This window comes from Petrocella sp. FN5 (genome assembly GCF_029210395.1).
Taxonomy (GTDB): domain Bacteria; phylum Bacillota; class Clostridia; order Lachnospirales; family Vallitaleaceae; genus Petrocella.
Genome location: NZ_JARGDP010000002.1, coordinates 87,556 through 111,546 on the forward strand (window position 1 = coordinate 87,556; position 23,991 = coordinate 111,546).

General features: G+C 36.0%; 23 protein-coding genes and 1 tRNA gene. 16 read left to right on the forward strand and 8 right to left on the reverse strand.

Annotation, left to right across the window (positions count from 1 at the left end; genetic code table 11):
- Positions 1 to 97 precede the first annotated feature (97 nt).
- From P0N36_RS01285 to P0N36_RS01315, 7 genes are all read left to right on the forward strand, one after another.
- Positions 98 to 3,172, forward strand: a complete 3,075-nt coding sequence (locus P0N36_RS01285; protein WP_275840908.1) for a glycoside hydrolase family 2 TIM barrel-domain containing protein — start codon at positions 98 to 100, stop codon at positions 3,170 to 3,172.
- A gap of 68 nt (positions 3,173 to 3,240) precedes the next feature.
- Positions 3,241 to 5,034, forward strand: a complete 1,794-nt coding sequence (locus P0N36_RS01290) for a DegV family protein (RefSeq protein WP_275840910.1) — start codon at positions 3,241 to 3,243, stop codon at positions 5,032 to 5,034.
- 11 nt (positions 5,035 to 5,045) lie between these two features.
- Entirely contained in the window at positions 5,046 to 5,810 is a 765-nt protein-coding gene (locus P0N36_RS01295) for a DUF1295 domain-containing protein (protein WP_275840912.1), read from the forward strand.
- Positions 5,811 to 6,120: 310 nt separating this feature from the next.
- On the forward strand, positions 6,121 to 6,303 hold the full coding sequence (locus tag P0N36_RS01300) for an SHOCT domain-containing protein (RefSeq protein ID WP_275840913.1): 183 nt from the start codon (positions 6,121 to 6,123) through the stop codon (positions 6,301 to 6,303).
- 13 nt (positions 6,304 to 6,316) lie between these two features.
- The gene (locus P0N36_RS01305) at positions 6,317 to 6,580 is read left to right on the forward strand and encodes an SHOCT domain-containing protein (RefSeq protein ID WP_275840914.1); all 264 of its coding nucleotides are present in this window, start codon (positions 6,317 to 6,319) and stop codon (positions 6,578 to 6,580) included.
- Positions 6,581 to 6,645: 65 nt separating this feature from the next.
- A complete protein-coding gene (locus tag P0N36_RS01310) occupies positions 6,646 to 7,326 on the forward strand; it encodes a response regulator transcription factor (protein WP_275840915.1) in 681 nt (226 codons plus the stop codon).
- Positions 7,323 to 8,693, forward strand: a complete 1,371-nt coding sequence (locus tag P0N36_RS01315; protein WP_275840917.1) for a sensor histidine kinase — start codon at positions 7,323 to 7,325, stop codon at positions 8,691 to 8,693. Before P0N36_RS01310 ends, P0N36_RS01315 begins: the two co-directional genes overlap by 4 nt.
- A gap of 12 nt (positions 8,694 to 8,705) precedes the next feature.
- On the opposite strand, the gene P0N36_RS01320 is transcribed toward P0N36_RS01315, so the two are convergent.
- Positions 8,706 to 9,071, reverse strand: a complete 366-nt coding sequence (locus P0N36_RS01320) for a hypothetical protein (protein ID WP_275840918.1) — start codon at positions 9,069 to 9,071, stop codon at positions 8,706 to 8,708.
- 383 nt (positions 9,072 to 9,454) lie between these two features.
- Between P0N36_RS01320 and P0N36_RS01325 the strand changes: the two genes are divergently transcribed.
- From P0N36_RS01325 to P0N36_RS01335, 3 genes are read left to right on the forward strand one after another with little or no spacing between them, the layout of a single operon-like run.
- Positions 9,455 to 9,655, forward strand: coding sequence for a hypothetical protein (locus P0N36_RS01325; protein ID WP_275840921.1), 201 nt, complete (start codon positions 9,455 to 9,457; stop codon positions 9,653 to 9,655).
- A 9-nt stretch (positions 9,656 to 9,664) separates the two neighbouring features.
- The gene (locus P0N36_RS01330) at positions 9,665 to 9,871 is read left to right on the forward strand and encodes a hypothetical protein (protein ID WP_275840922.1); all 207 of its coding nucleotides are present in this window, start codon (positions 9,665 to 9,667) and stop codon (positions 9,869 to 9,871) included.
- Between the two features lie 52 nt (positions 9,872 to 9,923).
- Positions 9,924 to 11,087, forward strand: coding sequence for an iron-containing alcohol dehydrogenase (locus P0N36_RS01335; RefSeq protein ID WP_275840924.1), 1,164 nt, complete (start codon positions 9,924 to 9,926; stop codon positions 11,085 to 11,087).
- Positions 11,088 to 11,191: 104 nt separating this feature from the next.
- Here the strand turns inward: P0N36_RS01335 and P0N36_RS01340 are convergent, their stop codons facing one another.
- Positions 11,192 to 11,689, reverse strand: a complete 498-nt coding sequence (locus P0N36_RS01340) for an SEC-C metal-binding domain-containing protein (RefSeq protein WP_275840926.1) — start codon at positions 11,687 to 11,689, stop codon at positions 11,192 to 11,194.
- Positions 11,690 to 11,851: 162 nt separating this feature from the next.
- A complete protein-coding gene (locus tag P0N36_RS01345) occupies positions 11,852 to 12,862 on the reverse strand; it encodes a LacI family DNA-binding transcriptional regulator (protein WP_275840928.1) in 1,011 nt (336 codons plus the stop codon).
- Positions 12,863 to 13,160: 298 nt separating this feature from the next.
- Here P0N36_RS01345 and P0N36_RS01350 point away from each other — a divergent pair, with 298 nt between their 5' ends.
- A complete protein-coding gene (locus P0N36_RS01350; protein ID WP_275840929.1) occupies positions 13,161 to 13,916 on the forward strand; it encodes a hypothetical protein in 756 nt (251 codons plus the stop codon).
- 105 nt (positions 13,917 to 14,021) lie between these two features.
- On the opposite strand, the gene P0N36_RS01355 is transcribed toward P0N36_RS01350, so the two are convergent.
- Positions 14,022 to 15,269: a GGDEF domain-containing protein gene (locus P0N36_RS01355; RefSeq protein WP_275840930.1), complete on the reverse strand. Its 1,248-nt coding sequence runs from the start codon at positions 15,267 to 15,269 to the stop codon at positions 14,022 to 14,024.
- The gene (locus tag P0N36_RS01360; protein ID WP_275840932.1) at positions 15,263 to 16,429 is read right to left on the reverse strand and encodes a GGDEF domain-containing protein; all 1,167 of its coding nucleotides are present in this window, start codon (positions 16,427 to 16,429) and stop codon (positions 15,263 to 15,265) included. The genes P0N36_RS01355 and P0N36_RS01360 overlap by 7 nt, the downstream gene beginning before the upstream one ends.
- Before the next feature lie 207 nt (positions 16,430 to 16,636).
- Between P0N36_RS01360 and P0N36_RS01365 the strand changes: the two genes are divergently transcribed.
- Entirely contained in the window at positions 16,637 to 17,491 is an 855-nt protein-coding gene (locus P0N36_RS01365) for a prephenate dehydratase (protein ID WP_275840933.1), read from the forward strand.
- Positions 17,492 to 17,496: 5 nt separating this feature from the next.
- Here P0N36_RS01365 and P0N36_RS01370 read toward each other — a convergent pair whose 3' ends face one another.
- Both P0N36_RS01370 and P0N36_RS01375 read right to left on the reverse strand, forming a co-directional pair.
- Positions 17,497 to 18,354, reverse strand: coding sequence for a DegV family protein (locus tag P0N36_RS01370; protein ID WP_275840935.1), 858 nt, complete (start codon positions 18,352 to 18,354; stop codon positions 17,497 to 17,499).
- 224 nt (positions 18,355 to 18,578) lie between these two features.
- Positions 18,579 to 18,650 (reverse strand) — tRNA-Gly (locus P0N36_RS01375).
- 356 nt (positions 18,651 to 19,006) lie between these two features.
- Between P0N36_RS01375 and ald the strand changes: the two genes are divergently transcribed.
- The 3 genes from ald to P0N36_RS01390 all read left to right on the forward strand — a co-directional run bounded on the left by ald (position 19,007) and on the right by P0N36_RS01390 (position 21,719).
- Positions 19,007 to 20,149: an alanine dehydrogenase gene (ald, locus tag P0N36_RS01380; RefSeq protein WP_275840936.1), complete on the forward strand. Its 1,143-nt coding sequence runs from the start codon at positions 19,007 to 19,009 to the stop codon at positions 20,147 to 20,149.
- On the forward strand, positions 20,150 to 20,923 hold the full coding sequence (locus P0N36_RS01385) for a M15 family metallopeptidase (protein WP_275840938.1): 774 nt from the start codon (positions 20,150 to 20,152) through the stop codon (positions 20,921 to 20,923). It abuts the gene before it with no gap.
- Positions 20,924 to 21,053: 130 nt separating this feature from the next.
- Positions 21,054 to 21,719 carry a zinc ribbon domain-containing protein gene (locus P0N36_RS01390; RefSeq protein ID WP_275840940.1) on the forward strand — a complete coding sequence of 222 codons (666 nt, stop codon included), beginning with the start codon at positions 21,054 to 21,056 and terminating at the stop codon, positions 21,717 to 21,719.
- Positions 21,720 to 21,809: 90 nt separating this feature from the next.
- On the opposite strand, the gene srtB is transcribed toward P0N36_RS01390, so the two are convergent.
- The gene (srtB, locus tag P0N36_RS01395) at positions 21,810 to 22,529 is read right to left on the reverse strand and encodes a class B sortase (protein WP_275840941.1); all 720 of its coding nucleotides are present in this window, start codon (positions 22,527 to 22,529) and stop codon (positions 21,810 to 21,812) included.
- Positions 22,530 to 22,774: 245 nt separating this feature from the next.
- Here srtB and P0N36_RS01400 point away from each other — a divergent pair, with 245 nt between their 5' ends.
- Entirely contained in the window at positions 22,775 to 23,851 is a 1,077-nt protein-coding gene (locus tag P0N36_RS01400; protein WP_275840943.1) for a fasciclin domain-containing protein, read from the forward strand.
- Positions 23,852 to 23,991: the final 140 nt, after the last annotated feature.

Genomic DNA, 23,991 nt, shown 5'->3' on the forward strand with positions numbered 1-23,991 from the left:
AAATCTTTACAAATATGAAGGTATATGGGATTATTAATGTAAGCTTAATATATAGATGAATAGCTTCTTAATATGAGAAGCATGAAAGGGTGACAAGATGAAAAAAGATTGGAATAACCCATTGGTGATTGGTATAAATAAAGAGAAAGCAAAGCACGAAGCCGAGAGTCATCATTCTCTTGAAGACTATTTGAATCAAGTGTCAAATAGAAAATCCTTAAATGGTATTTGGAAATTCTATTATTGTAAAAATGATATGGAACGACCCAATGGTTTTTTTGATAAGGCGCTGGATACCAAGGGCTGGGATCATATTAATGTGCCTTCTGTTTGGGAAACGCAAGGCTATGACAAACCTTATTATTTAGCCTTTGATTATCCGCCGGCAATCAGCAAAAAAGCCAAGGAGATACCTAGGGTAGATGAAGAGAAAAATCCTGTAGGTATATATAGAAAGGATTTCACCTTAGAAGACACAGGGACTCAGAATGATATTTTTTGCCATTTTGGAGCTGTAAAGTCAGCTTTTTACCTATATGTTAATGGTCATCAAGTAGGATATTCTCAAGGTTCAATGACACCATCCGAATTCAATATAACTGGGTTTGTAACGCCGGGTGAAAACCAAATGACCGTTGAGGTGTATAAATACAGTGACGGTACATATCTTGAAGATCAGGACATGTGGTTTATGGCCGGTATTTATAGGAATGTTTACATCTATCAAGAATCAAGAAGTGGCATTAAGGACTTTTATTTCTATAATACCTTTGATGCTGCTTATGAGAATGCTTTTTTACACAGCGAAATAACACTTAAATCTTTTAGTGATGTTCACAGCTTAGAAGTATATATAAGTGAAAAAGAAGGGGAATTGGGCCGGTGTATCTTGAACAAGTCTGAGTTAACGATGGTGAATCAAGATGTACTTCAGATTCAAAATCCTAATAAATGGAACCATGAAACGCCCAATCTATATTTTTTAACTTGTATCCTTAAGAATGAAGATGGAGAAATTATTGAAATAAAAGGTACGTCTTATGGCTTTAGAACTGTAGAAATCAAGAATGCCCAGTTTTTAATTAATGGTGTTCCAATCATTTTCAAAGGGGTTAATCGACATGAGTTTAATCCAGACACAGGCTGGTATTTGCCAAGGGCTTTAAGAGAACAAGACATTAAGATTATAAAACAGCATAATATCAATGCAATTCGTACAGCACATTATCCCAATGATCCTCATTTGTATGAGCTTTGTGATCGTCATGGTCTGTATGTTATTGATGAGGCAGATGTTGAAACCCATGGTGTACGTAAAAAAAATATACCTGGTGATAATCCCATGTGGACCAATGCTGTCGTAGATCGTATGAATCGTATGGTCCTTAGAGACCGACAACACCCAAGTGTTGTGATGTGGTCTCTTGGCAATGAAGCCGGATATGGTGATAATTTTAGAATTATGAAAAAAGAGGCTATGAAGTTAGACCAGACAAGACCGTTTCATTATGAGGGTGACTTAGATTTGAAAGTGTCAGACGTTCTGAGCATGATGTACCCTTCTCCGGATAAGGCAGCACAGTATGGTAGATTAGAGAATACGAGAATAACCCTAGTCCAGAATATAATGAATCAACTATCAGCAGACCAAAAAGCCTTCAAGCGAGAACAATATATGGACAAACCAGTCATGAGTTGTGAGTTTGCTCATGCTATGGAAAACAGCTTAGGGAACTTTGCAGAGCATATCAAGGTTTTCGAAACTTATGACAACTGGTGCGGTGGTTTCATTTGGGACTTTGTAGATCAATCCCTTAGAAAAGGCACCAAAGAAGATAAAGATTACTGGGCCTATGGTGGTGATTATAATGAAGAAAAACACCATGGACACTTTTGTGCCAATGGCATTGTTTCGGCAGACCGAACCTTACATCCTGCTATATTGGAAGTGAAAAAAGTATATCAAGATTTTGAGATTCGTAAAGAAAAGGAAGGCTATTTTTTAATTAACAAGAGATTTTTTACTGGACTTGAAAACTATGAGTTCGTTTTCTTAAGAAAAGTAGAAGGTTACATTGTAGAGGAAAGAGTTCTAGAGACACCTTGGATTGAACCTGGTACTTCAAAGTTGATTTTGGTACCGGAAAGTTGGGAAAATAAGGAAGATACTGTTCATGATGTATTTGTTGCCAAACTTAAAAAGGATAATTGGTTTGCAAAAGCTGGTTATGAAATGGGTTTTGAGCAGTTTTGTGTTCAAGAGGTAAGCACTTCTGTGATTGAGGAAGGTGATAAGGTTCAAGTTAAAAAGATCGATGAAGGTCTAATGGTTAAAGGTGGAGAACTGGTGGTTCATTTCATGCGGGAGGATGGATTGATTCACAAAATTCTATTTGACGGGCAATTAATTTTGGATCATAAGTTTCAAATGAATTTCTGGAGACCGCCAACGGATAATGATATGGGCTTGGCAAATTTTAGACCTGAGCTACAAGGACTTATAAATAGAAGTGTATACAAAAAACTAACTGAACACCCCCCTAAAGCTGAACGTTTTCTTGTGAATAGAAAAGAGGATAATGTGATCATCACATCTATTTATGATGTTCCTGTGTTTAAAAAGCTTGAAATCAGATATTATGTGAACAGCCTTGGCGATCTGCAGATACGAACGATAGCTGAGCCCAAAAAAGATATGATTAGACTGGGTTTTACTTCAGAGTTTAGTGGTGCTTTCAATAAAGTAGCTTGGTTTGGAAGAGGACCACATGAAACTTATATGGATAGAAAAAGCGGTGGCAAGTTTGGACGGTATCAACAGGATGTCGAGGATATGCCTCATCATTATATGCGACCTCAAGAGAATGGTCTAAGATCAGATGTTTATGAAGTAAGGTTGATGGCTCCTGACAAATCATTAAAAGTACAATCATGTCAAACACCTTTATCTTTTTCAGTATGGCCATATAAGATGAGTACTTTAGAGCGTGCGCGCCATAGTTATGAAATGAAAAATGAAGGCATTGTTACCATGAATATTGATGGTTATCATAGAGGGGTGGGTGGTGATGAACCTGGTATGCTAAGTCTGCTCGAAGCCTATAAATTGCCAAAGCATAAGTTGTATGACTATCGATTTGTGATGCGTTTTTCAAATAATGGTAGACAGTAATCACATAATGTGATAATATATATCCTATAAGATTCATTATTACCTAACAGGACAAGGGGGCTCGGATTATGAATGAAATTAGCAATAAGATTCTATATTATGCTTATCGAGCAGGGGCTCAAGAAGTCATTCGACATAGAAACCAACTTAACAGCATTAATGTCTTCCCAGTGGCAGATGGAGATACAGGTTCTAATCTTTCTTCCATGATGCATAGTATACTAAATGAATCAAAACTGGAGAAAGATGTGGGAAATACTATGCGTTCTATTGCAGATGCAGCCATCATTGGAGCGAGAGGCAACTCCGGTATTATATTTGCTCAGTATTTAAGTGGTATTAGTATTGGTTTGGAAAATGGTGCAGGTATTATTAATGTTCATCATTATGTAGAAGCCAACAAAACAGCGGTAGATTATGCCTATGATGCTGTAGAAATGCCGACAGAAGGCACAATGTTAACCTTGATTCGAGTCTGGTCCGAGGCCCTATACCGCTTTATGAAAAAGACGACAGACTTTGGTGAATTACTTAGTTATGCTTATGGTGATATTGAAGAGGCTTTAATAAAAACACAATATCAATTGGCCAGTCTTAAAAAAGCAGCGGTTGTTGATGCAGGAGCCAAAGGATTTGTCCATTTTGTCGACGGATTTTTAAGATTTCTAAAAGGTGATTATGACGCTGAGAATGAAAGTGATTTTACGGATATAGATCAAGAGCTAGAACCGTTGGTGAAAATGGACCATCATGAAGAGATTGATTTGGCGCATCGTTACTGTACAGAAGCGATGTTGAAAGACTTAAAGAGACCACTAAAAGATATTAAAAAAGACCTTCGTGTTTTAGGTGATTCATTAATAGTAGCCGGGAATGAAAGAAGGATGCGTGTCCATATTCATACCAATCAACCAGCCACCTTTTTTGAATCACTTCGCGCTTTTGGTCAGATCACGTATCAAAAAGTAGATGACATGGTTATGCAAAGTAGTTTAGTGAATGAACGTAAATACAAAGTTGGATTAGTGACAGATTCCATTGCAGATATTCCCCAGTCTTTTATTGAGGCGCATCAGATACAAGTGGTTAATTTGAATATCCTTCATAAAGACGATATATATATTGATCGGATCACCATCAATAATGAAAGGGCCATTCGATTACTAGAAGAAAGCAATGAACGTGCAACATCTTCACAACCGGATAAGCAAACCGTCATGTTACAACTTCAAAGCCTTCAGGCCTATTATGATGAGATTATCGTTATTACAGTTTCAAAAGCCTTAAGTGGTACTTATAATGTTTTTAAAAAAGCGGCAAATGAGTTAGAAGCTCATCCATCCAAAATCACAGTGGTTGATTCAAAGCAAAACTCTGCGGCCCAAGGTTTGTTGGTTATGGAATGTGCGAAACTTATAGAACAGGATATGCCTTATGATCAAATAATTGAAACAATGAAGCTATTGGTGGGTAAAAGCAAGATTCTAGTGAGTGTTAAAAACCTTAATGCAATGATCATGTCAGGCAGACTCAGCACAAAAGGTGGAAAAATTGCCAATCTTATAAATCTTAAGCCTATTGTCACATTAGATAAGGACGGAGAAGGTGGACTTGGAGGATTTGCATTTAGTCATGAAGCCAGTCTTAAGAAAATCAAGAAAAAGCTCATTAAGATTAATGATACAATAGGTTTAAAAGCTTATTGCGTGGTTCATGCACAGAATTTTGAAGCGGCTAAAGCCTACACTGAGGGTCTAGAGCAAGCTTTAAGTATGCCGCCGACTTACTTAGAAGATGTTTCCTCAATCATTGCAATTGGCGCAGGTGACGGTGCAATAGCCGTCGGTTATATCACTCAATAGGAGGGGATATCATGTTTTTGCAAGCATTAATCATACTTTTTATATATTTTACAGGTTTATTTATATTAGGACAAGTCTTAGCGGACAATTCTATTGTAGATATTGGATGGGGTGGCGGTTTTGTTATTTTGGCCATTGCCGGATTGCTTCTAGGCAGGGAAATAGGAGCAGTGCATATACTTACTACGTCTTTTGTTCTTATGTGGGGAATTAGATTGGTTATACATTTGGCAAAACGAAACATTGGCAAGCCAGAGGATTATAGATACGTCCAAATGCGTATCAGATGGGGAGAAAAATGGCCAAGACTAAAAGCTTTTTTTAATGTTTATATGCTTCAGTTGGTGGTTATGTATGTTGTAGCGTTACCAATTATTGCTCTAGCAGGTGAGTCGGTTGATGGTTTAGGTTTTTTTTCTCTAATAGGAAGCATTGTCTTTGCGATTGGTTATCTTTTTGAAGTGATTGGTGATGAACAATTAAGACGGTTTAAAACTTTACCGGAGAATAAAGGTAAGATTATAACGACGGGGTTATGGCGATATACTAGGCACCCTAACTATTTTGGTGAAGCTATGATTTGGTGGGGTATATACTTAACAGTGCTTGAGGCTTCCGGAACAGCTTGGACTTTTATTGGTCCGTTGTTGATTAATCTATTTCTAAGGTATGTATCAGGTGTTCCATTATTGGAGAAGAAGTATAAGGATCGAGAGGATTTTAAGGCGTATAAGGCGGTTACGCCGGTTTTTGTGCCTTGGTTTCCTAAAAGGTGAATTAAATTAAAAGAGTTCTATGTAAATAGGTCCCAAGAAAACCCTTCCATACACACATTGCTTCCAGGAACTTCATGGTCGCTTTTGATTATTGCAATAGGTCCCATGAAAACCCTTCCATAGTGTGCATGACCATCGAAATATTTTAATATTAGTGTATTGTAACAAGTGTTCATTTGTCGCATCTCTCTATGAGAAAAGATAGAAAATGAATGCTTGTTTTTTTCTGTCGTCAAATCATAATTGTGCCATATTTTGATTCTATAATGAGACTATAGTAAGAATATAAGAAAACGAAGGAGGTAGTACAATGATGATACTTATTTGGGCACTGATTGGATTTGGTATCTATTATATGATTAGAGAACAAAAAGGTTCTGGGTTTGGAAATGATGTTAAGACAAGTCCGGAAGAAGTATTGAAACAAAGATACGCAACTGGCGAAATAGATGAAGAGACTTTCATTAGAATGATGAAGACCATTAAAGGTTAAGGAGGAATAAAAGATGATGATGTTTCAAAGAGGCTTTCAAGGTGGTTACAGAGGTGGTGCATGTTGGTCAGGTGGTTACTTAGGTGGCGGATGGCATATGCTGTTTATGGCGGCTGTTCTATTGGTTGTAATTCTCACAATTATTTATCTGGTTAACAAATCAACACATAGACAGGACAACAAAGATGTTCTAGATATTCTGAAGATGAAATATGTTCAAGGTGAACTGACAGAAGAAGAATATATGAAGAAAAAAGAGCTGCTGTTAAAAAAGTAGGAAGAAAGATTTAGGATGATGGACAATTCAGTCATGCTCCTGTAAAATCAGAATGAGGTGATTGAATGAAGTATCAGATTATGATGGTTGAAGATCAAAAGGATATACGAGATATTGTAGTCAAATATCTAGAAAAAGAAGATTATGAGGTTCTCATAGCTGAAGATGGTTTTTTAGCTCTCGAACTTTTTAGTCAATCTTTGATCCATCTCGTCCTACTTGATATCATGATGCCCGGCATTGACGGATTTGAGGTCTTGAAAGAGATTCGAAAAATATCCGACGTGCCGGTAATTATGTTAACAGCAAAGAAAGAGGAAATAGATAGAATTAAAGGCTTTGATCAAGGTGCGGATGATTATGTGCTTAAACCCTTTAGTCCCAGAGAACTTATGGGAAGAATTAAAGTTCTTTTAAAAAGGGTTTATCATGAATCAGAGACTATGGTTTATAGATTTAAAGATTTAAGTTTACACATGGGAAGCATGAAGCTATACAAAAATCAAGAGGAAATCACCATCACCTCTGCTGAGTATGGCTTGTTATGCGTGTTTTTCAAAAATCAAGGTCAGGTTCTTAGTAGAGAGCAGCTGATTAGATTGGCTTATGGACAGAATTATGAAGGCTATGACCGCAATATCGATAGTTATATCAAGCGTATTCGACAAAAAATAGAAGTCAATCCCAAAAAACCGGAAATACTAATAACAAAATATGGTGCCGGTTACATGTTTGGAGGTAAATGATGGTATCTGTAAGACAACAGTGGTTAGGTGTTCTTATCTTTATAGCCGTCCTATCTGTAGCTGTTAATGCTTTGGTCCTTAGTGCACTTATTAATCGATATTTTGTTGAATATACGACAAAAAATTATGAAGCACATGTGGAACAGATCACAACTTACTCGAAAAGAATATTGGAAGAATCAAATACCAATAGAACACAAATGGCCATGGACATGGAAACACATCTTAGTGACCCGATTACCAGTATTAAGTTGTATGATGCCCAAGGTGGGCTTTTGATTGATGTGGCACGTGAACTGAGATTAGGACCGGACATGATGCGCGAAGGCATGATGTCTAGAATGATGGGTAGTTTCTTTGAGGAAATGGATTATATTGAGATTGAAGATGATCTAGGTATGAAAATTGGTCAACTTAATATTTTGCGTTATAGCTCCCTTGAAAACTCTATGGCAACAAGGATGTTTAGAGTGGCACTTTTTACCAACAGCTTGATATCTATAGGATTGGTACTGATTTTGTCAGTTGTTATAGGTTTAATTGTGAGCAAAAAAATGAGTAGGGATCTTACAGATACATCTGTTTTAGCACAGAAGATTGACATTGGAGAAGATTTGGAGATTCAGTCATCTAAAGTCATGGAAATCCGAATCATACAGGAACGCTTGGAAGCACTAAGATCCAAGCTAAAGCTAAAGCAAAGAAGTCGAAAAAATCTGACAGATGCCTTATTGCATCAAACAAGAACACCTTTAACAATTTTGAAGTCACATTTTGAAGGCTATGAGGATGGTTTAATTCATTTTTCAAAAGATGAATTAAAAACCTGTGAGAACCAAATAGAAGACTTGACAGCGATTATTGAAAATATGAGTGGTATGATAGATGCAGATCAAGATATGGATAAGGTTAGAGTTGAAGAGTTTGATCTTCATACTATGCTAACTAGAATTGTGAAGGGTTTATCTGTCCAATTTGAAAGAAAAGCAATAGCCTTGATACTCAATAATCATAGGAAAATCAAAATGAAAACAGACCCATATATGTTAAGCCAGGCAATTTATAATATTTTGACCAATGCCTATAAATATACCAATGCTAAAGGCCAAGTCATCTTAGATTATCAAGAAAAAGAAGAAAGCATAAATATTACGATAAAAGACGATGGTATGGGTATAGAAAAAGAAGAACTATCCTATATCTTTAATGCTTATTACCGAGGCAGTAATGCTAAGGGAACACAAGGAGAAGGCATAGGTTTACATGTTGTGAATGAAAACATAAAAGGAATCGAAGGCACTGTTGCTGTGACTTCGATACTGGGTGAAGGTACTGAATTTGATATTTGGATACCGAAGGAGATATAGTAAGAAGCCATTTTAGTCCTTGGCTAAATCAACAATGATATTCCATAAATCTTTTAAGAAGAATTCAACTTCATCATTAGGATCATATATTAAAAAGGGTTTGTTATGGTCAGATGCATTTTGAGCAAAAGTGACAATCTCATCAATATTATCATCCACTTGAATCAAATAGACAAAAGGTAGGTTTGATCCATACTGTGTTGAAATTATTGTATCAGCATTATTAGGGAGTTGTAATGTACCATCCAAAATTATTAAAGCAAATTCGTTTTTTGATAAAGGGTTGTGACAATGGTAACTTACAATGTTTTTTTGGTCCCTTGCAGTAATGTTATAGCCATAATCATGTATATAGTTCAGAACTTTTTCGTGCTTCATGTGGATACCTCATTCGTTTTTTGGCAAATAGAGCGTCAATTAGAATCAACTATTACTATATCATCTAAATATTATTTTTAAAAGAAAAAAATAGAAAAATCATATAGTATAAATAAAAAGACGACTAATAATCGTCTTTTTATTTATACTAATAATTTAATAATAAAACATATAAATAAAACAAATAAAATAAAAAAAATAAAAATCAATATAAACACAATATATTATTATTTAAAAATAATTAAAAAAAATACTTTTATTAAGATAATAATAATTATTATTAAAAATAAGATAAAAAGATATTAAAAATTGATGAAAATTAATTGTTTTTTCCCAAGACTTATGGTATGATGATTCTAATATTATTTCGGGAGAGTGATGATATGTTACGTTTCAAAAACATGCGCCAGCGTGTTGAATTTGCCTACGAAAGAATGAATATCGATATTTACTATGAAGGTGATTACCGTTACACCATTGAGCATCATAGTGATCATAAGATTTTTGAAAAGCTGTCTGAAGAACAGGTAGATGAAGTCTTGAATCAGATATGGCAGGAATTAAAAGTAGAAAAAGTTGGGTAGGGGACTGGTATGCATGGATTTCAAGAGATTAGAGCAGATGTTCTGATTAATAGTGATGATTTGAGAAGAAGATTCAAAGACGTAAGAGAGCTGGTACATAGCCGAGGGAATGCGGGTGTGTTGGTCAACAATCGAGTTGATATGGTTCTTATGGATATTGAAGTGTACAATAAATTAATTGAAAATCAGTCTGTAGGCCAGGGTGAATCCGTTTAGAAAGATGGGTTTGCCTTTTATTGTTAGAAAACAAATCGGTGAAGGGAGATAAATGATGAAGAGCTTTAATATGTACATACCAACAAGAGTATATTTCGGTGAGGGTGCCATTAAGGATTTGAACATTGAGATAAAAAAATATGGTAATAGGGTTCTAATGGTTTATGGTCACGGAAGCATAAAACGTAACGGTATTTATGAGGATGTTATGGCTGCTTTTGAGTTAGGTGACATTACCTATGTGGAGCTTTCAGGCGTTGATGTGAACCCTAGGTTAGTAACGGTGAACGAAGGGGTAAGACTCTGCTTATCAGAGGGGATTGATCTTATTCTTGCCGTGGGTGGTGGAAGTGCTATTGATTGTGCAAAGGCTATAGCTGCAAGTGTATACTATGCAGGTGACCCTTGGGAACTTGTGACCTATAAAACTAAAATTCAAAAGGCTATGCCCTTAGGCGTTGTATTAACACTCTCTGCAACAGGTTCGGAACTTAACGGTAACGCTGTAATAAGCAATATGCAGTTAAAAGAGAAGCGAGGTTTTTCGAGTGAATGGATGTGGCCTAAGTTTTCGATATTGGATCCAACCTATACCTATACTGTATCTCAGCATCAAACGGCTTGTGGTATTGTCGATACCTTAACCCATTTATATGAATTTTATTTTAGTGCTAAAGATGAGGCAGAGCTCTCGGACGCTATGAGTGAAGCCGTTATGGCAACTGTTATTAAATACGGCAAAAAAGCCATGACCGAGCCTGACAATTATGAGGCTCGATCCAATTTGATGTGGGCAAGTGCGGTTGCTCTAAGTGGGATGACCAATCGAGGAAAAACATTTGAAGGGTTTAATCACGCAGTTGAACACGGGCTAAGTGCGATTTATGACATAACCCATGCGGATGGTCTAGCCATATTGGCCCCCTATTGGATGGAATATGTTTTGGATGAAAAAAATGTGATTAGATTCGCCAGATTTGCCAGAAAAGTATGGGGCATCGTTGGTGAAGATGATATGAAAGTTGCAAAAAAGGGCATTGAGCGTACCAGAAGGTATTACGAGTATTTGGAAATGCCAAGTAAGTTGAGTCATTTGAAAATAGATGATGCACGTTTTGATGAAGTTATTGATCATGCTTTTTTAGGTGAAACGGTAGGTCATTTAAAAGCTTTAAGAAAACAAGATGTAAGAAGAATTTTAGAAGCGGCATTATAAGGAGAAGGTGTTACAGGTAACCCTCAATTAGGGTTAAAGGGTCGAAATTAAGCGTGATACTATAAAAGTGGCTATGTCAAAGAATAATTCGACATAGCCACTTTTTATTTCATGCAACATTGTTTGTATTTTTTTCCGCTACCACATGGACAAGGATCATTTCGTCCTATTTTTTTATCTTTTACGATAATTTTAGATTGATTATAAGCCTTTTTAATTTCTTTTCTTTTTTCCATGGTGAATATGTTATCCCAAGCAGGGAGGTTATAGAGCCAGTCAGCTTTAGCATGTAACATATTAAAATAGAGCTTTTCAAGATCGACATCAAGGTGAATTATGCTACTTGCTTTGACATCTTCTAATATAAGTTCATCTTTGAGGCTTGTATTAATTCCATCCAAGAATCCGACCAAGGTTTTATGATCCATGTTGTAAGCTTTGGCTAGATCAGATACAGTTCCTTTAATGATCTGATTAGGTGTGGCGAGTATTGCTTCATAAATAACCTGTTCTTTAGGAAGATAATCTCCCCAAAAAGCATCATATGCTTCCCCGTTTCTATCCTGATAGGCAAGATCCTTCCAAGCTGATATAAGTGACATAATAGATATCCTTTCTTCTGTGTCTATAATCAATGATTATTATAGCATATATGGTTAAAGAATCAAAACTAAGTTTCACTAAATTCACATATAGGTGGAGGTGAAATTACATTACATTGTTTTTATATAAGTGCTTTGCGATATTCTATTCTCAAAGGGTAATTATATAGGCCGGACGCTACCTCTTTCTATTAGAGAGTAACTAGCAACATATTTGGTGATTTTATTAGGGTTTTCTTTATCCATAAGACTTAGGAGGAGTTCTGCAGCTTTGGTCCCGACCGCATGTGTGTCAGTATGGATGGTTGTTAGTGGTGGTTGATAGAAAGCTGAAACATGAACATCATCAAAGCCCATTACGGAAATGTCATCAGGCACTTTTAACCCCATTTCGTTAGCACAGCTGATTGCACCAATAGCCATAAAGTCGGTGGTAGCAAAAACAGCTGTAGGCCGGTCAGAAGGATTCTTAAGTAATATTTTCATAGCCTCATAACCACTTTCTATACTGAAGTCACCTTCTGTCATTCTACTTGGGTTAAGAGTTAGGTTGTGGACCTCGTGAGCAAGCCTATACCCTCTTTTACGCTCTAGTCCGGCTGCTTCATCATAATCAGGTAAGCCGATAAAGCCAATATCTTGATGGCCCATTTGAATTAAATATTCTGTAGCAGTTTTAGCAGCATAGAAATCATCATGAATAACATAAGGCATATCAATATAATTGCTTTTTTGTCCAATCATGACAATAGGAATCTTATAATTTTTCAACATAGCATAATGTTTCTTAGCAAAACCTGCAGCAAAATATAAGATACCATCCACCCTCTTTTCTTTAAAGGTATTAAAAATACTTAATTCCTCATCAGCATGGTATCGACTGTTTGCAAGCATGATATTATAATTGTTGGCTTTTAAAACATCGGTAATAGCATTGATGGATTGACTAAGTGAACTCATACTTAGCTCTGTAACGCAAATTAGGACCCCAATGGTGTAGGTTTTGTTTTGTTGAAGCTCTCTTGCCAGTGAATTGGGTCTATATCCGGTTTCTTTTAGGACGGCCTCCACCCTTTTTCGTGCATCTTCACTAACTTTTGCTGTATTGTTGATGACCCTTGAGACAGTACTAATCGAGACACCGGCACAATTGGCCACATCTTTGATATTCATTTAGTCACTCCTTGAAAATTTTCATAGTTTAATAGTTATATTTTACTAGATAGATATACTTAAGTCAATTGACATAAAGCATAGAAAAAGGACTGTAGATTAGGAAGATTAGCCGGAAGTAGAAATGTGAATAGACGTTAAAATCATGAAATTAGCTTACAGAATACCATGAAAAGCTTTTCGAACCAATCAATATTATTTTCTTTTTAAAATCTCTATTATCTATAAAATTGTATAAAAATATGGTATAATTGTTATATTGAGAATGAAATTCATATACATAGAAAGGTGTGATTTTATGAAAGCTACAAAAAAGGTATTATGGACGTTTATGCTTATTGCAATTTTAACACTAACAGCTTGTAGCAGTTCGCCGCCACAAGAGTCAGATAGTGCTGGTGAATTAGAATCTGTTAAAACGGAAAACAGTCAGTTATCATCCCAATTGTTGGAAAAGGATGAAGAGATTCTATCCTTAGAAGAGACGGTTACTACTTTGGAAAATGATATTGAAGCATTAGAGCTAGAGCTTGCAAGTAACTCTAGTGGGCCTAGCTCCAGTGTTTCAAATACATCAGCAGATGTCATTGAAGCGATGAGTAATCAAGACTTTGCAACTTTATCCACTTTTATTCATCCTACCCAAGGGGTTAGATTCACGCCTTATACTTATATTGATACTGTAAACGATGTGGTTTTTACCAGCGCGCAGGTTGCCAATATGGCTGTAGATTCATCGGTTATATTATGGGGCGCTTATGATGGAACAGGCGATCCGATTCAGATGACTGCTTTGGATTATTTTGAGGCCTTTGTTTATGATGAAGATTATATGAATCCCCATATAATGGGATTCAATACGACGATACAGACGGGCAGTATGATTGATAATTTGGAGGTTATTTATCCAAGTGGTGATTACATTGAATATCATTTTACTGGCTTTGACCCTACATATATGGGTATGGATTGGTCCAGCCTAACCTTAGTTTATGAAGAGGTTGGAGGGGTTTGGTATTTGGTTGGCATCATCAATCACCAGTGGACAATCTAATAACACAACTTCACCAGATGGTTCCTAAGCTAGCAAGTTCACCTAATCTATAACTAAGAAATCCAATAAGTGTGAAGTTTGAGTTAGTAATAAGCACCTATTGGTTTAGGCTGTTATATTATGAGGGTTAGTATCTTTAGGGTGAAAAGTAATGGTATTCTTACCATTACTTTTTGCTTGATACATAGCGGAATCGGCCATAGATAGAACATCTTTCGACTTCATACCTTCATGAAGCGAAACATATCCTATACTAAGACCGGTTCGAACCTCATTCATTTTTATTCCCATTTTAGCAATCATATCATTATAGTCCTTAAGAATGCTTTCTAGGCTCTTATGGACTTTTTCTCTTGTCATTGATTTGAAAATAATGAGGAACTCATCACCACCAAGACGACCGCTTAAAGTGGACGGGGCAGATTGTTTTTTTAATATTTCACCCAAATTTTTTAGAACAAGGTCACCCTTATGATGACCGTAGTTATCATTAATAATTTTGAAGTGGTCAACATCAATTATTGCAAGGTAATGATCCTTTAGATGGACAGCATTCAATAAGTGATTAAGATTCTCTAGAGCATAGTTTCTACTATATAACTTTGTAAGATCATCATATAGGTAGGCTTGATAATATGACTCACGCATGACAATCGTCTCTTTGATCATCTTAAAAGTATAAATGGTTTTTAAAGTTGCAAAAAGTAAAGTACTCCTATATAAGCTTGGATTGCTATAAGGGTAATTGCTAATTATATAGCTTATATAGGTAGTGTGGATCAAATATAGTAAGATTGCACCATATAAAAGCCAAATCTCTTTAAACATAGGCTTATTACGATAATACAGAAGGACAAAATCAACAAGCACATACAAGGCGAGTGAAATGGAATAAAGTTGGAAAATAAAAAAATAAGGTCCTTTAACAGCGGTGGGCGTGCTACCATACTGAACGCCTCTAGTTATGAACCATGTATCGTTCATAAAGATTAAGCTAATAATGATAGTGCTTATAAAAATAGCGATTATGAAAGGGATGATGGTTTTCTTCTTGGTCATCCAAGATGTGGCACCTACGATTACAACAGCTAATAAATTATAAGACAGATATACCAATCTCGAATAATTAAAAATCTGTAGATCGGAGGTAGCATGCGTCAATAGTAAATAGAACACCAAAGTTATAAGTATGGAGCATTCAATAAGAACAGCCTGTCCCACATACTTAAGATGCTGTACAAACAATGTTGTAACAATGTATAGTGCTATTAGAATGAGTAAGATTATAATTGTGGGTAAAGTTCCGAGTAGAGTAAGGTTAATATCAAAAGTATTGTCTAAAATACTCACCATCCCACCATCCCTTCATCATGAACAACAATCTTATAGTTGCCGTCTTTTTTTGCTTCATACATAGAGAAATCAGCATGTATAAGGGCATCGTGCCCACAATAATCATGAAAAGCTGCTATACCGATGCTGAGACCAATAGAGGGGTCGGTAATGTTATTTTGCATTAGAATCATTTTGAACTTTGCAAATAGCGCATCTAAGAAATCGTGAATCTGTAAGGATGTAATTGATTCATCATAAAGGAGTAGAACAAACTCATCTCCACCATAACGACAGGGAAGGAAATTGATAGGATTGCCTTCAAGTAGATAGTCAGAAAAATCAACAAGTAGCTGATCCCCGATCAAATGTCCGTATTGGTCGTTAACTGTTTTAAAATAGTTAACATCAATAAAGAGTAGGGTACCCTTTTCGATGTGGTTCAAAGATTTGAGAAAATAGCTTCTTGAGTATAAATGGGTCAAGCTATCGTGGGTCAATTTTTCATAAAGGTAATCTTTTTCAAGAATAACCTTTTTATAGCGAACAAGAAATATAAAGATGGACATGAAGACCAAAATCAGTGAAAAAATCCAATCAAAAGACCTTAAGAATCCATGGTCATAAATAATCCAGTATACTAAGGCATAGTAAATTAATAGAGAAAAATAAAAAGCGAGATATAGAATATATTTGTTTAAAAATCGATGGATTATTTCATATAAAGTCAAATAAAAACAATATAAAACGACCAAACTCAAATAGGTGATAAATAATGGAAGCATAAAACGATAGTTGTAAAGGCTAAGACTATAAAAAGCTGGCACTAGAATGAAATAAAGGAAAGAAAGCCATAGATTTTTGCGTTGGAAAATGTACATGGTGCCACATAGAATTGAAAAAAGTATGCCATAATCAAGAAAAAGAATGAGTGTCGTGTAGAGTGATTTATCCACTAAAGATGGTTCCGATATTTGTATTAGAAGAAAGTAGTTGCTTGTTAACAAGCTTATGAATACAAAGGTGAAATAACTAATCAGGTAGATGAGCAGTCGGTCTTTGTCAATATAAATGTAATATAAAATAGAAAGCAAAGAAAAGGCACCTACCATCACAATAGCGATAAGTGTACCAATAAAATTTCCATTTACTGTAAGTGTATAGATAGGCTCAACCAACATAGTATTTACCCCTTAGGCATTCCAACACTCTAATCTCAATAGGTCAATTGTACCATATAACATAGGCCCCATCAATGGATAACTGATTTCTTTTTTTGAATTATATAAAGTCGATTGCGTGTCGTATCAGTTTATGGGATAATATAAAAGTTAAAGAGACAAAGACATATGGATAGGACAATTATTATAGATTAAGAGGTTGGGAAAATGGATAAAATTGCAGTACTAGGACCGAAAGGAACATTTACAGAGCTTGCGACAAAAAAATATCTGGAAACACAAAGTTTGGAGATGGAGTTAGCCTACTATCCTTCCATGCGTAAAACGTTTGAGGCAGTAGGCAGCAACTGTAAATATGGGGTTATACCCATCGAAAATACCTTAGATGGATTTGTACAGATTATCTTGGATCTGCTGACCCATACGAACCTCAAGATCATTCATGAGATAGTACTGCCTGTTCGATTTGCTTTTGTAGGAAACAGTATGTGTATCAAAGATATTAAAAAAGTATATGCCCAGTTTAAGTCGGAAAATCAATGTTTGGATTTCTTGGAGCAGTTTAGAGATGTTGATATCATTACAACAGCAAGCAACAGTCAGTCTTATGAAGAAGTCATAAAAGGTGATGATGGGGTAGGCGCTATTATCCCAATACATATGCTTCATAACCGTCATGATTTTAGGATGGTAATAGAAAACATTACAGACTCCATGGACAATGAGACAAGATTTATTATAGTATCTCAGCATCTAAATGAAGAAGTTGTCGCCAATCGATCTTGGAAAACCTTCTTTGTGGTTAGTGATGATTTAGACCGTCCGGGCCTATTATGTGACATATTGAATACTTTTTCAAGAGAAAAAATCAATCTAAAATCTATTATATCTAGGCCGACAAAAACAGGTCTAGGGAATTATAATTTTTTCATAGATATTGATGGGTGCTATCAAAAAGATGAGCATGTGCGAGAAGCCATTGCTCATGTTTATGATAAATACAATATTAAAATATTAGGTTCATATTATAGAGTTCTTCCTAAAGAGGATGAGAAAAAGTGATTGGACTAAAAATTCTTAACATATCCAATGCCGATAACACCTTTGCCAAGATGACAACCAACTGCAGGTGAAATTGGTGCATCAATAAGTGAAGATGTATCAATGCCAACTTCTTCAAAACGTGCTTTAACGGTTTCAAGATGCTCTGGTGCTTCTGTGTGAAAAAGGAAAATGAAGCGCGTGTCGGCACCGTTATTGGTGGATTCAAAGAATCTTTCGATGACTCGGTTTATAGCTTTTTTGGTGGTTCGTATTTTTTCAGAAGCTACAATCTTACCTTCCTCATTCATTTCAAGGAGCGGTTTTATTTTCAACATGGAAGCCATAAAAGCAGCACTATTAGATAAACGGCCGTTTTTTACTAAATATTTAAGATCATCAACCATAAAATAGATATAATCATTTTCTTTTATTTTTTCAAGGTGGTTCAAAATAGTATCAACAGAAGCACCTTCCTCAACTAGACGGTAGGCTTCCATTGCCATATAGCCTGTGATATAAGAGGCTGAACCGCTATTAAAAGGATGAATAATTAAGTCATCAATATAGCTCTTTGAAAGGCAAACACCTTGATAGGTTCCACTTAAGTTTTCAGATATAGAAATATAAATGGCATCGGTATACCCTTCATCTTTAAGTTTTTGATAGATATCAAGAAGTTGGCCTGGTGAAGGTTGAGCGGTTTGAGGAATATCTTCAAGACAATCCAGTTGGTTATAGAAGTCACTAGGTTTAAGATCAAGTCCGTCCATGTATTCTTTTTGGTTCATTATGATGGTGGTTCTTGCTATTTTTACATTTTCATAGCCTTTTATATAATCAAGTCCACTTGTACTACATGTGATAATTGCTATTTTACTCATAGATACCTCACTTGGGTCGTATTTGGGCTCTGTTTGCTCGTAATTAGGTGTCGAAATAAAGTTGATTATAATCCTATATTGTCTTATAGATATAATAGCATAAAAGAAGATATTTTTGTATCTGAACTTAAAGAAACTTTGGCTTTAAACCCATGTATGTTAGTAAAATCTAAAATAAAAACGCCATATTCTTGTTAAATAAGAAATTAGGCGTTTTTATATGAAGCGCGAAACGAGATTCGAACTCGCGACCCTCGCCTTGGCAAGGCGATGCTCTACCACTGAGCCATTCGCGCATAATTGGCTACCGTTGAAGCAAGTATTATTATAACCAGTAACCAGTCTAAGGTCAAGTCTTTTTTTTAAAGAATTATTGTCTCTCCATAGAATAATGAAAGGTTATAATTGATCTATGGTCTTTAAGTGTAAATGTTATCGAATTGTTTAAGTATAAAAATAAAAAATACATATATTAGGAACAATTGCTTGAATATATATGGTAATCACCTTGAAGGCATAATAATCTTGTGATATTATTATATGATTAAGGCGACAAAACTATATTGTTGCCCTTTCATATACTATGTGAATTTAGCAAAACTTAGTTCTGATCTTTTCCATTATATGAAATAATAACTAGGGAGGTTTCTATATGATTATTGGTGTGCCAAAAGAGGTTAAGAACAATGAGAATCGCGTAGCACTAACACCAGCAGGTGTCCATACCCTGACAAAAAAGGGGCATATTGTACTTATTGAGACACAAGCAGGTATTGGCAGTGGTATTGAAGATGAGGCTTTCATCTCAGCGGGTGCAACAATTATAAACCATGCAGATGAAGTTTTTAAAAGTGCTGAAATGATTATGAAGGTTAAAGAGCCCATACCGATAGAGTACGACAGGCTAAAAGAGGGTCAAATTTTATTTACATACTTACATTTAGCGCCTAACCAAGAATTAACCGACGTGTTGATGAGAAAAAAAATCACAGCAATCGCCTATGAAACAGTTGAACTCAAGGACCATAGCCTACCATTACTGACGCCAATGAGTGAAGTTGCTGGTAGAATGGCCACTCAAGTGGGTGCTTTCATGCTACAAAAATATACAGGTGGCTGTGGCGTTCTACTTGGAGGTGTCCCAGGTGTCATGCCGGGCGAGGTTGTGGTTATTGGTGGAGGTATAGTAGGTCTAAATGCCACAAAAATGGCAGTAGGCTTAGGCGCTCATGTAACCTTATTAGATATCAGTCCAAAAAGATTGGCATATATAGATGACATCTTTAATGGTCGCGTAGCTACTTTATACTCCAATCCTTTTAATATTGCAAAAGCAGTTGAAAAGGCAGACTTGCTCATAGGTGCGGTTTTAATACCCGGCGCCAAAGCACCAAAGCTTGTAACCTCCAAGATGGTTGAATCTATGAAAGATGGTGCTGTAATTGTTGATGTAGCTATTGATCAAGGTGGTTTGGTTGAAACAATAGATCGTATTACAACACATGACCAACCTTCATATGTAAAACATGGTGTTGTACATTATGCGGTTGCCAATATGCCGGGTGCCGTTCCTAGAACATCCACTTTTGCCCTCACGGGTGTAACTTTACCTTATGCGCTATTACTTGCCGACCAAGGTTTTGAAGGTGCTATTACCACCAATGAAGCATTGAGAAAAGGTGTGAATACTTATAAAGGACATATTACACACAAACAAGTTGCAGAAAGCTTTGGCTACGAGATGAAAGAAGCCATGTCTCTAGTTGAAAATTGTGAAGATACAAGGAGAACGTAGATGAAAAAAATAGCAGGGTTAGGGATTGTCATAATTTTATTGCTGATGATTGTATTTAATGTAAAAGACGACAAGCAAAATCCGGCTGAATTAATTGTTGCAAAACCGAGTGATGAGTCTGATTATGTGGATGAAAGTAATGTGGAAAATCCGGTAAATGAAGTTGTAGATGTACCACCGGTTGAGCCTAAAATGGAAGCGGTTATAAGTGAAATAGATGAAGCTATGCAGGCTGCCATGTTGGGCAAATCCTATCATGATAATGAGCATATTAAGTTCTCGGATTTAAGGTTGGTAAAAGTTGTTTATTACGGTTTCGATGATTTGGAGCATCAAGGCCAATTGATTGTACATAAAGAGATTGCTCAAAAAGTACTGGATATTTTTGAGGATCTTCATAAAGCTTCATTTCCAATAGAAAAAATTGAATTGATCGATATTTATGATGGTGATGACAATTTATCGATGGTTAACAACAATACTTCGGCATTTAATTACCGCGTGGTTGAAGGCACGAGCAAACTTTCTAACCATAGTTATGGACTTGCTATCGACATCAACCCATTGGTTAACCCATATGTTACAAAAAACGGTGTGTATCCAGTAGAAGGGACCTCATATGTGGACAGGGAAGTTCCTGTTAAAGGCATGATTTTTAAAAATGACGTTTGTTATGAAGCCTTTGTTTCTAGAGGGTTTTCGTGGGGTGGTGACTGGAAAAACAGTAAAGACTATCAGCATTTTGATATTTATATAAAAGGTATAAATCAATAGGATTTCAGCTTAGACTTGAATTTGACCATGATATTGGTATAATAATATTAGAATCAGTAAATGGTTAAAGAGTCAATACTTGACCTTACCATACATAGAAAACATTTATGAGGAAGATGGAGGCGTTAATATGTTTTGTTATCAATGCGGTAAAGAGTTAGAAGAGAATTCTGAATTTTGCACAAAATGTGGCGCAAAAACAGAAAAGCCAACTGGAAATTCAGCAGTTACAATGGCTGAAATGCAAGCAAATCAGGAAGAATCAGTCAATAGGTCACAATCTTCACCACAGCCAGCGCCGATACCGGTGCCGGTACCTGTTGTATCTCAATCACAATCACAGCCAGCACCAACACCACAGCCAGCACCAACACCACAGCCAACACCAACACCACAGCCAACACCAACACCACAGCCAGCACCGGCGCCACAGCCAACACCAACACCACCACCAACGCCACAACCGACACCACAACCGACACCACCGCCTCAAGTCAACAATATGAATCAACAACCGCATTATAATGCGGTCGGCGTTGACTTAAATGATAAAAACAATCAACCGATGACGGTTTTAGGGTGGTTAGGAACCTTCCTTGTTATGTTAATACCGCTGGTTAATATTATTATGGTATTTGTTTGGGCTTTTGGTTCCAATGGCAACCGAAGTAGAAAAACATTTTTCCAAGCGTATTTGATTCTTTTTGTTGTCTTTATCATATTAGGAATCGTTTTTGGATCAGCAATAGCACTATTAATTGGCTCCATGGTAGATGGTGGCAGTTATTATTATTAGCATCCACTTTCAAAATACCAAAATTACGTAACAAAAATCCGTAAGCATATTAAAATTGCTTACGGATTTTTTATTATCATCTATTGCGGATTAATCTTCTATGATTTCAAGGGCATGAACGAATAGACGCCCGTCATTAACATCATAATTGCATGTGATTAATGATAAGATGCGATCTGTTGCCTTTGGATGAAGGTCATAATCAAGACTAGATTTATCCTTAAGTTTTTTGAAAAACAGTTCAATGTCTGATGTGGAAAAATCGGTTTGGATGATTTCGGTATCCGCTTTGGCATAATAACTGGAGAACACATGGTATTTGCGAAGACCGTATAAATCGTGTACATAAATGATTGGATTGGTAAGGGCAAAATCATAATCTAAATACAAATCCAATTGTCCAAACATAGAACCGTTTTTCATATTGTGGCCATAGATTAAGGTATGCTGATCGAAGCCAAAACCAAAATTGCGATAATCCATGAAGATGCTTCCTGCATCAGCCGGTTGTTGTTCGAAGTTCTTGTTAAGATAAAAATCATTGTCAGGACCTTTGACTACAGGGTAATCAATCGTAGTGTTCTCTATTTGAATCCATCCAACATAATCTTTGTTTTTATTTAGAAAGTCTATGCTTGGATTTGATCGAATCTGAAAAAAATCATTATTAGTCTCGACGATAGCAAATTGTGAAACTTCATCAATGGATTCTGGAGGCTTTAATGTAAACGTTTCTAGGGGACTTGTAAGGGTTAAATTAATTAGAACAATCATAAGAAGTATTGAAAGTCTAATGAGGTTAAATAGCATGTAATCACCACCTTTTACTAATTATATCACGAATTGAAATATAAATGCAAATATATTTGAAAATAATTATCAATAACCCTTGACAGATATCACGTAAAGTGATATATTTAAATCAACTTAAAGATGGTTAAAAACTAAAACGAACAGATAAATTTTTGCATACAATCTATCTAAAGTTAAGTCACTTAGTTCTAACACCATAACCAACAATCATAAAAATCAAGTATTTATAGGAGGTTAACAATATGAAGAAAATAGCAAGTTTATTAATGGCACTCATGATGGTTTTTAGTTACACACCAGTAATGGCAGCAGAGGGCGATATCGTCGATGTGGCTGTCAATAATGGTTCATTTACAACCCTGGTTGCAGCACTCACAGAGGCAGAACTTGTAGGTGCCCTACAAGGCGAAGGTCCATTTACAGTTTTTGCGCCAACAGATGCGGCTTTTGAAAAATTACTTAATGGATTAGGTATTACAGCAGGCGATTTACTTGCACATCCTGATTTGAGTAAAGTACTTTTATATCATGTGGTAAGTGGTCAAGTACTTAGTTCAGATTTGAGTGACGGCATGATGGCTCCAACTTTAAACGGCAATAATATTACTATAGATTTAAAAGACGGTGTGAAGATTAATGATGCAAATGTTGAAGCAGCAGATGTTTCAGCTACCAATGGTGTTATTCATGTTATTGATACAGTACTTATTCCAGCTGATTTTGTTTTAAGTCAACCTGAACCAGCAGAAGTGACAGCCCCTGCAGCAAATCCTAGTATCGTTGAAATAGCACTAGGTAACGACGACCTCAGTATGCTGGTAGCATTGTTGCAAAAAGCCGGACTCGTTGAAGCATTGATGGCAGATGGTCCTTTTACAGTATTTGCACCAACCAATGCAGCTTTTGAATCATTACTGTCTCAATTAGGTATTTCAGCAGAAGCATTAATGGCACAGCCAGATTTAAGTAAAGTTCTTCTCTACCATGTCATAAGTGGACAAGTGCTTAGTACCGATTTGACTGAAGGGCTTAGGGCAGGGACTTTAAATGGCAATGATGTTGTAGCTTCATTAAGTGATGGTGTTAAGATTAATACTTCAAATGTTATTGCGGCAGATATCATGGCCAGCAACGGCGTGGTACATGTTATTGATCAAGTATTAGTGCCTTCAGATTTCACCCTTTCAGAGGTAAATCAGGAAGCAACAGAGGTTCCCAAAACAGGAGAAACCAATATTTTAGGTCTAAGTCTTTTAGGTGTTTCATTTGTCATAGGATCATATGCGTGGGCTAGAAGAAGTAAAAAATCCAAAGCCTAGGTTTATAGCCCTAGTTAATAGTAAACAACATGTAACTTGACCTTTTAGCCATAGCATTATAAGAAAACCATCTTACGCAAGATTTGGACGTAAGATGGTTTTTGCTATGGAAAATTATTGAAACACACATTGTCACTTTT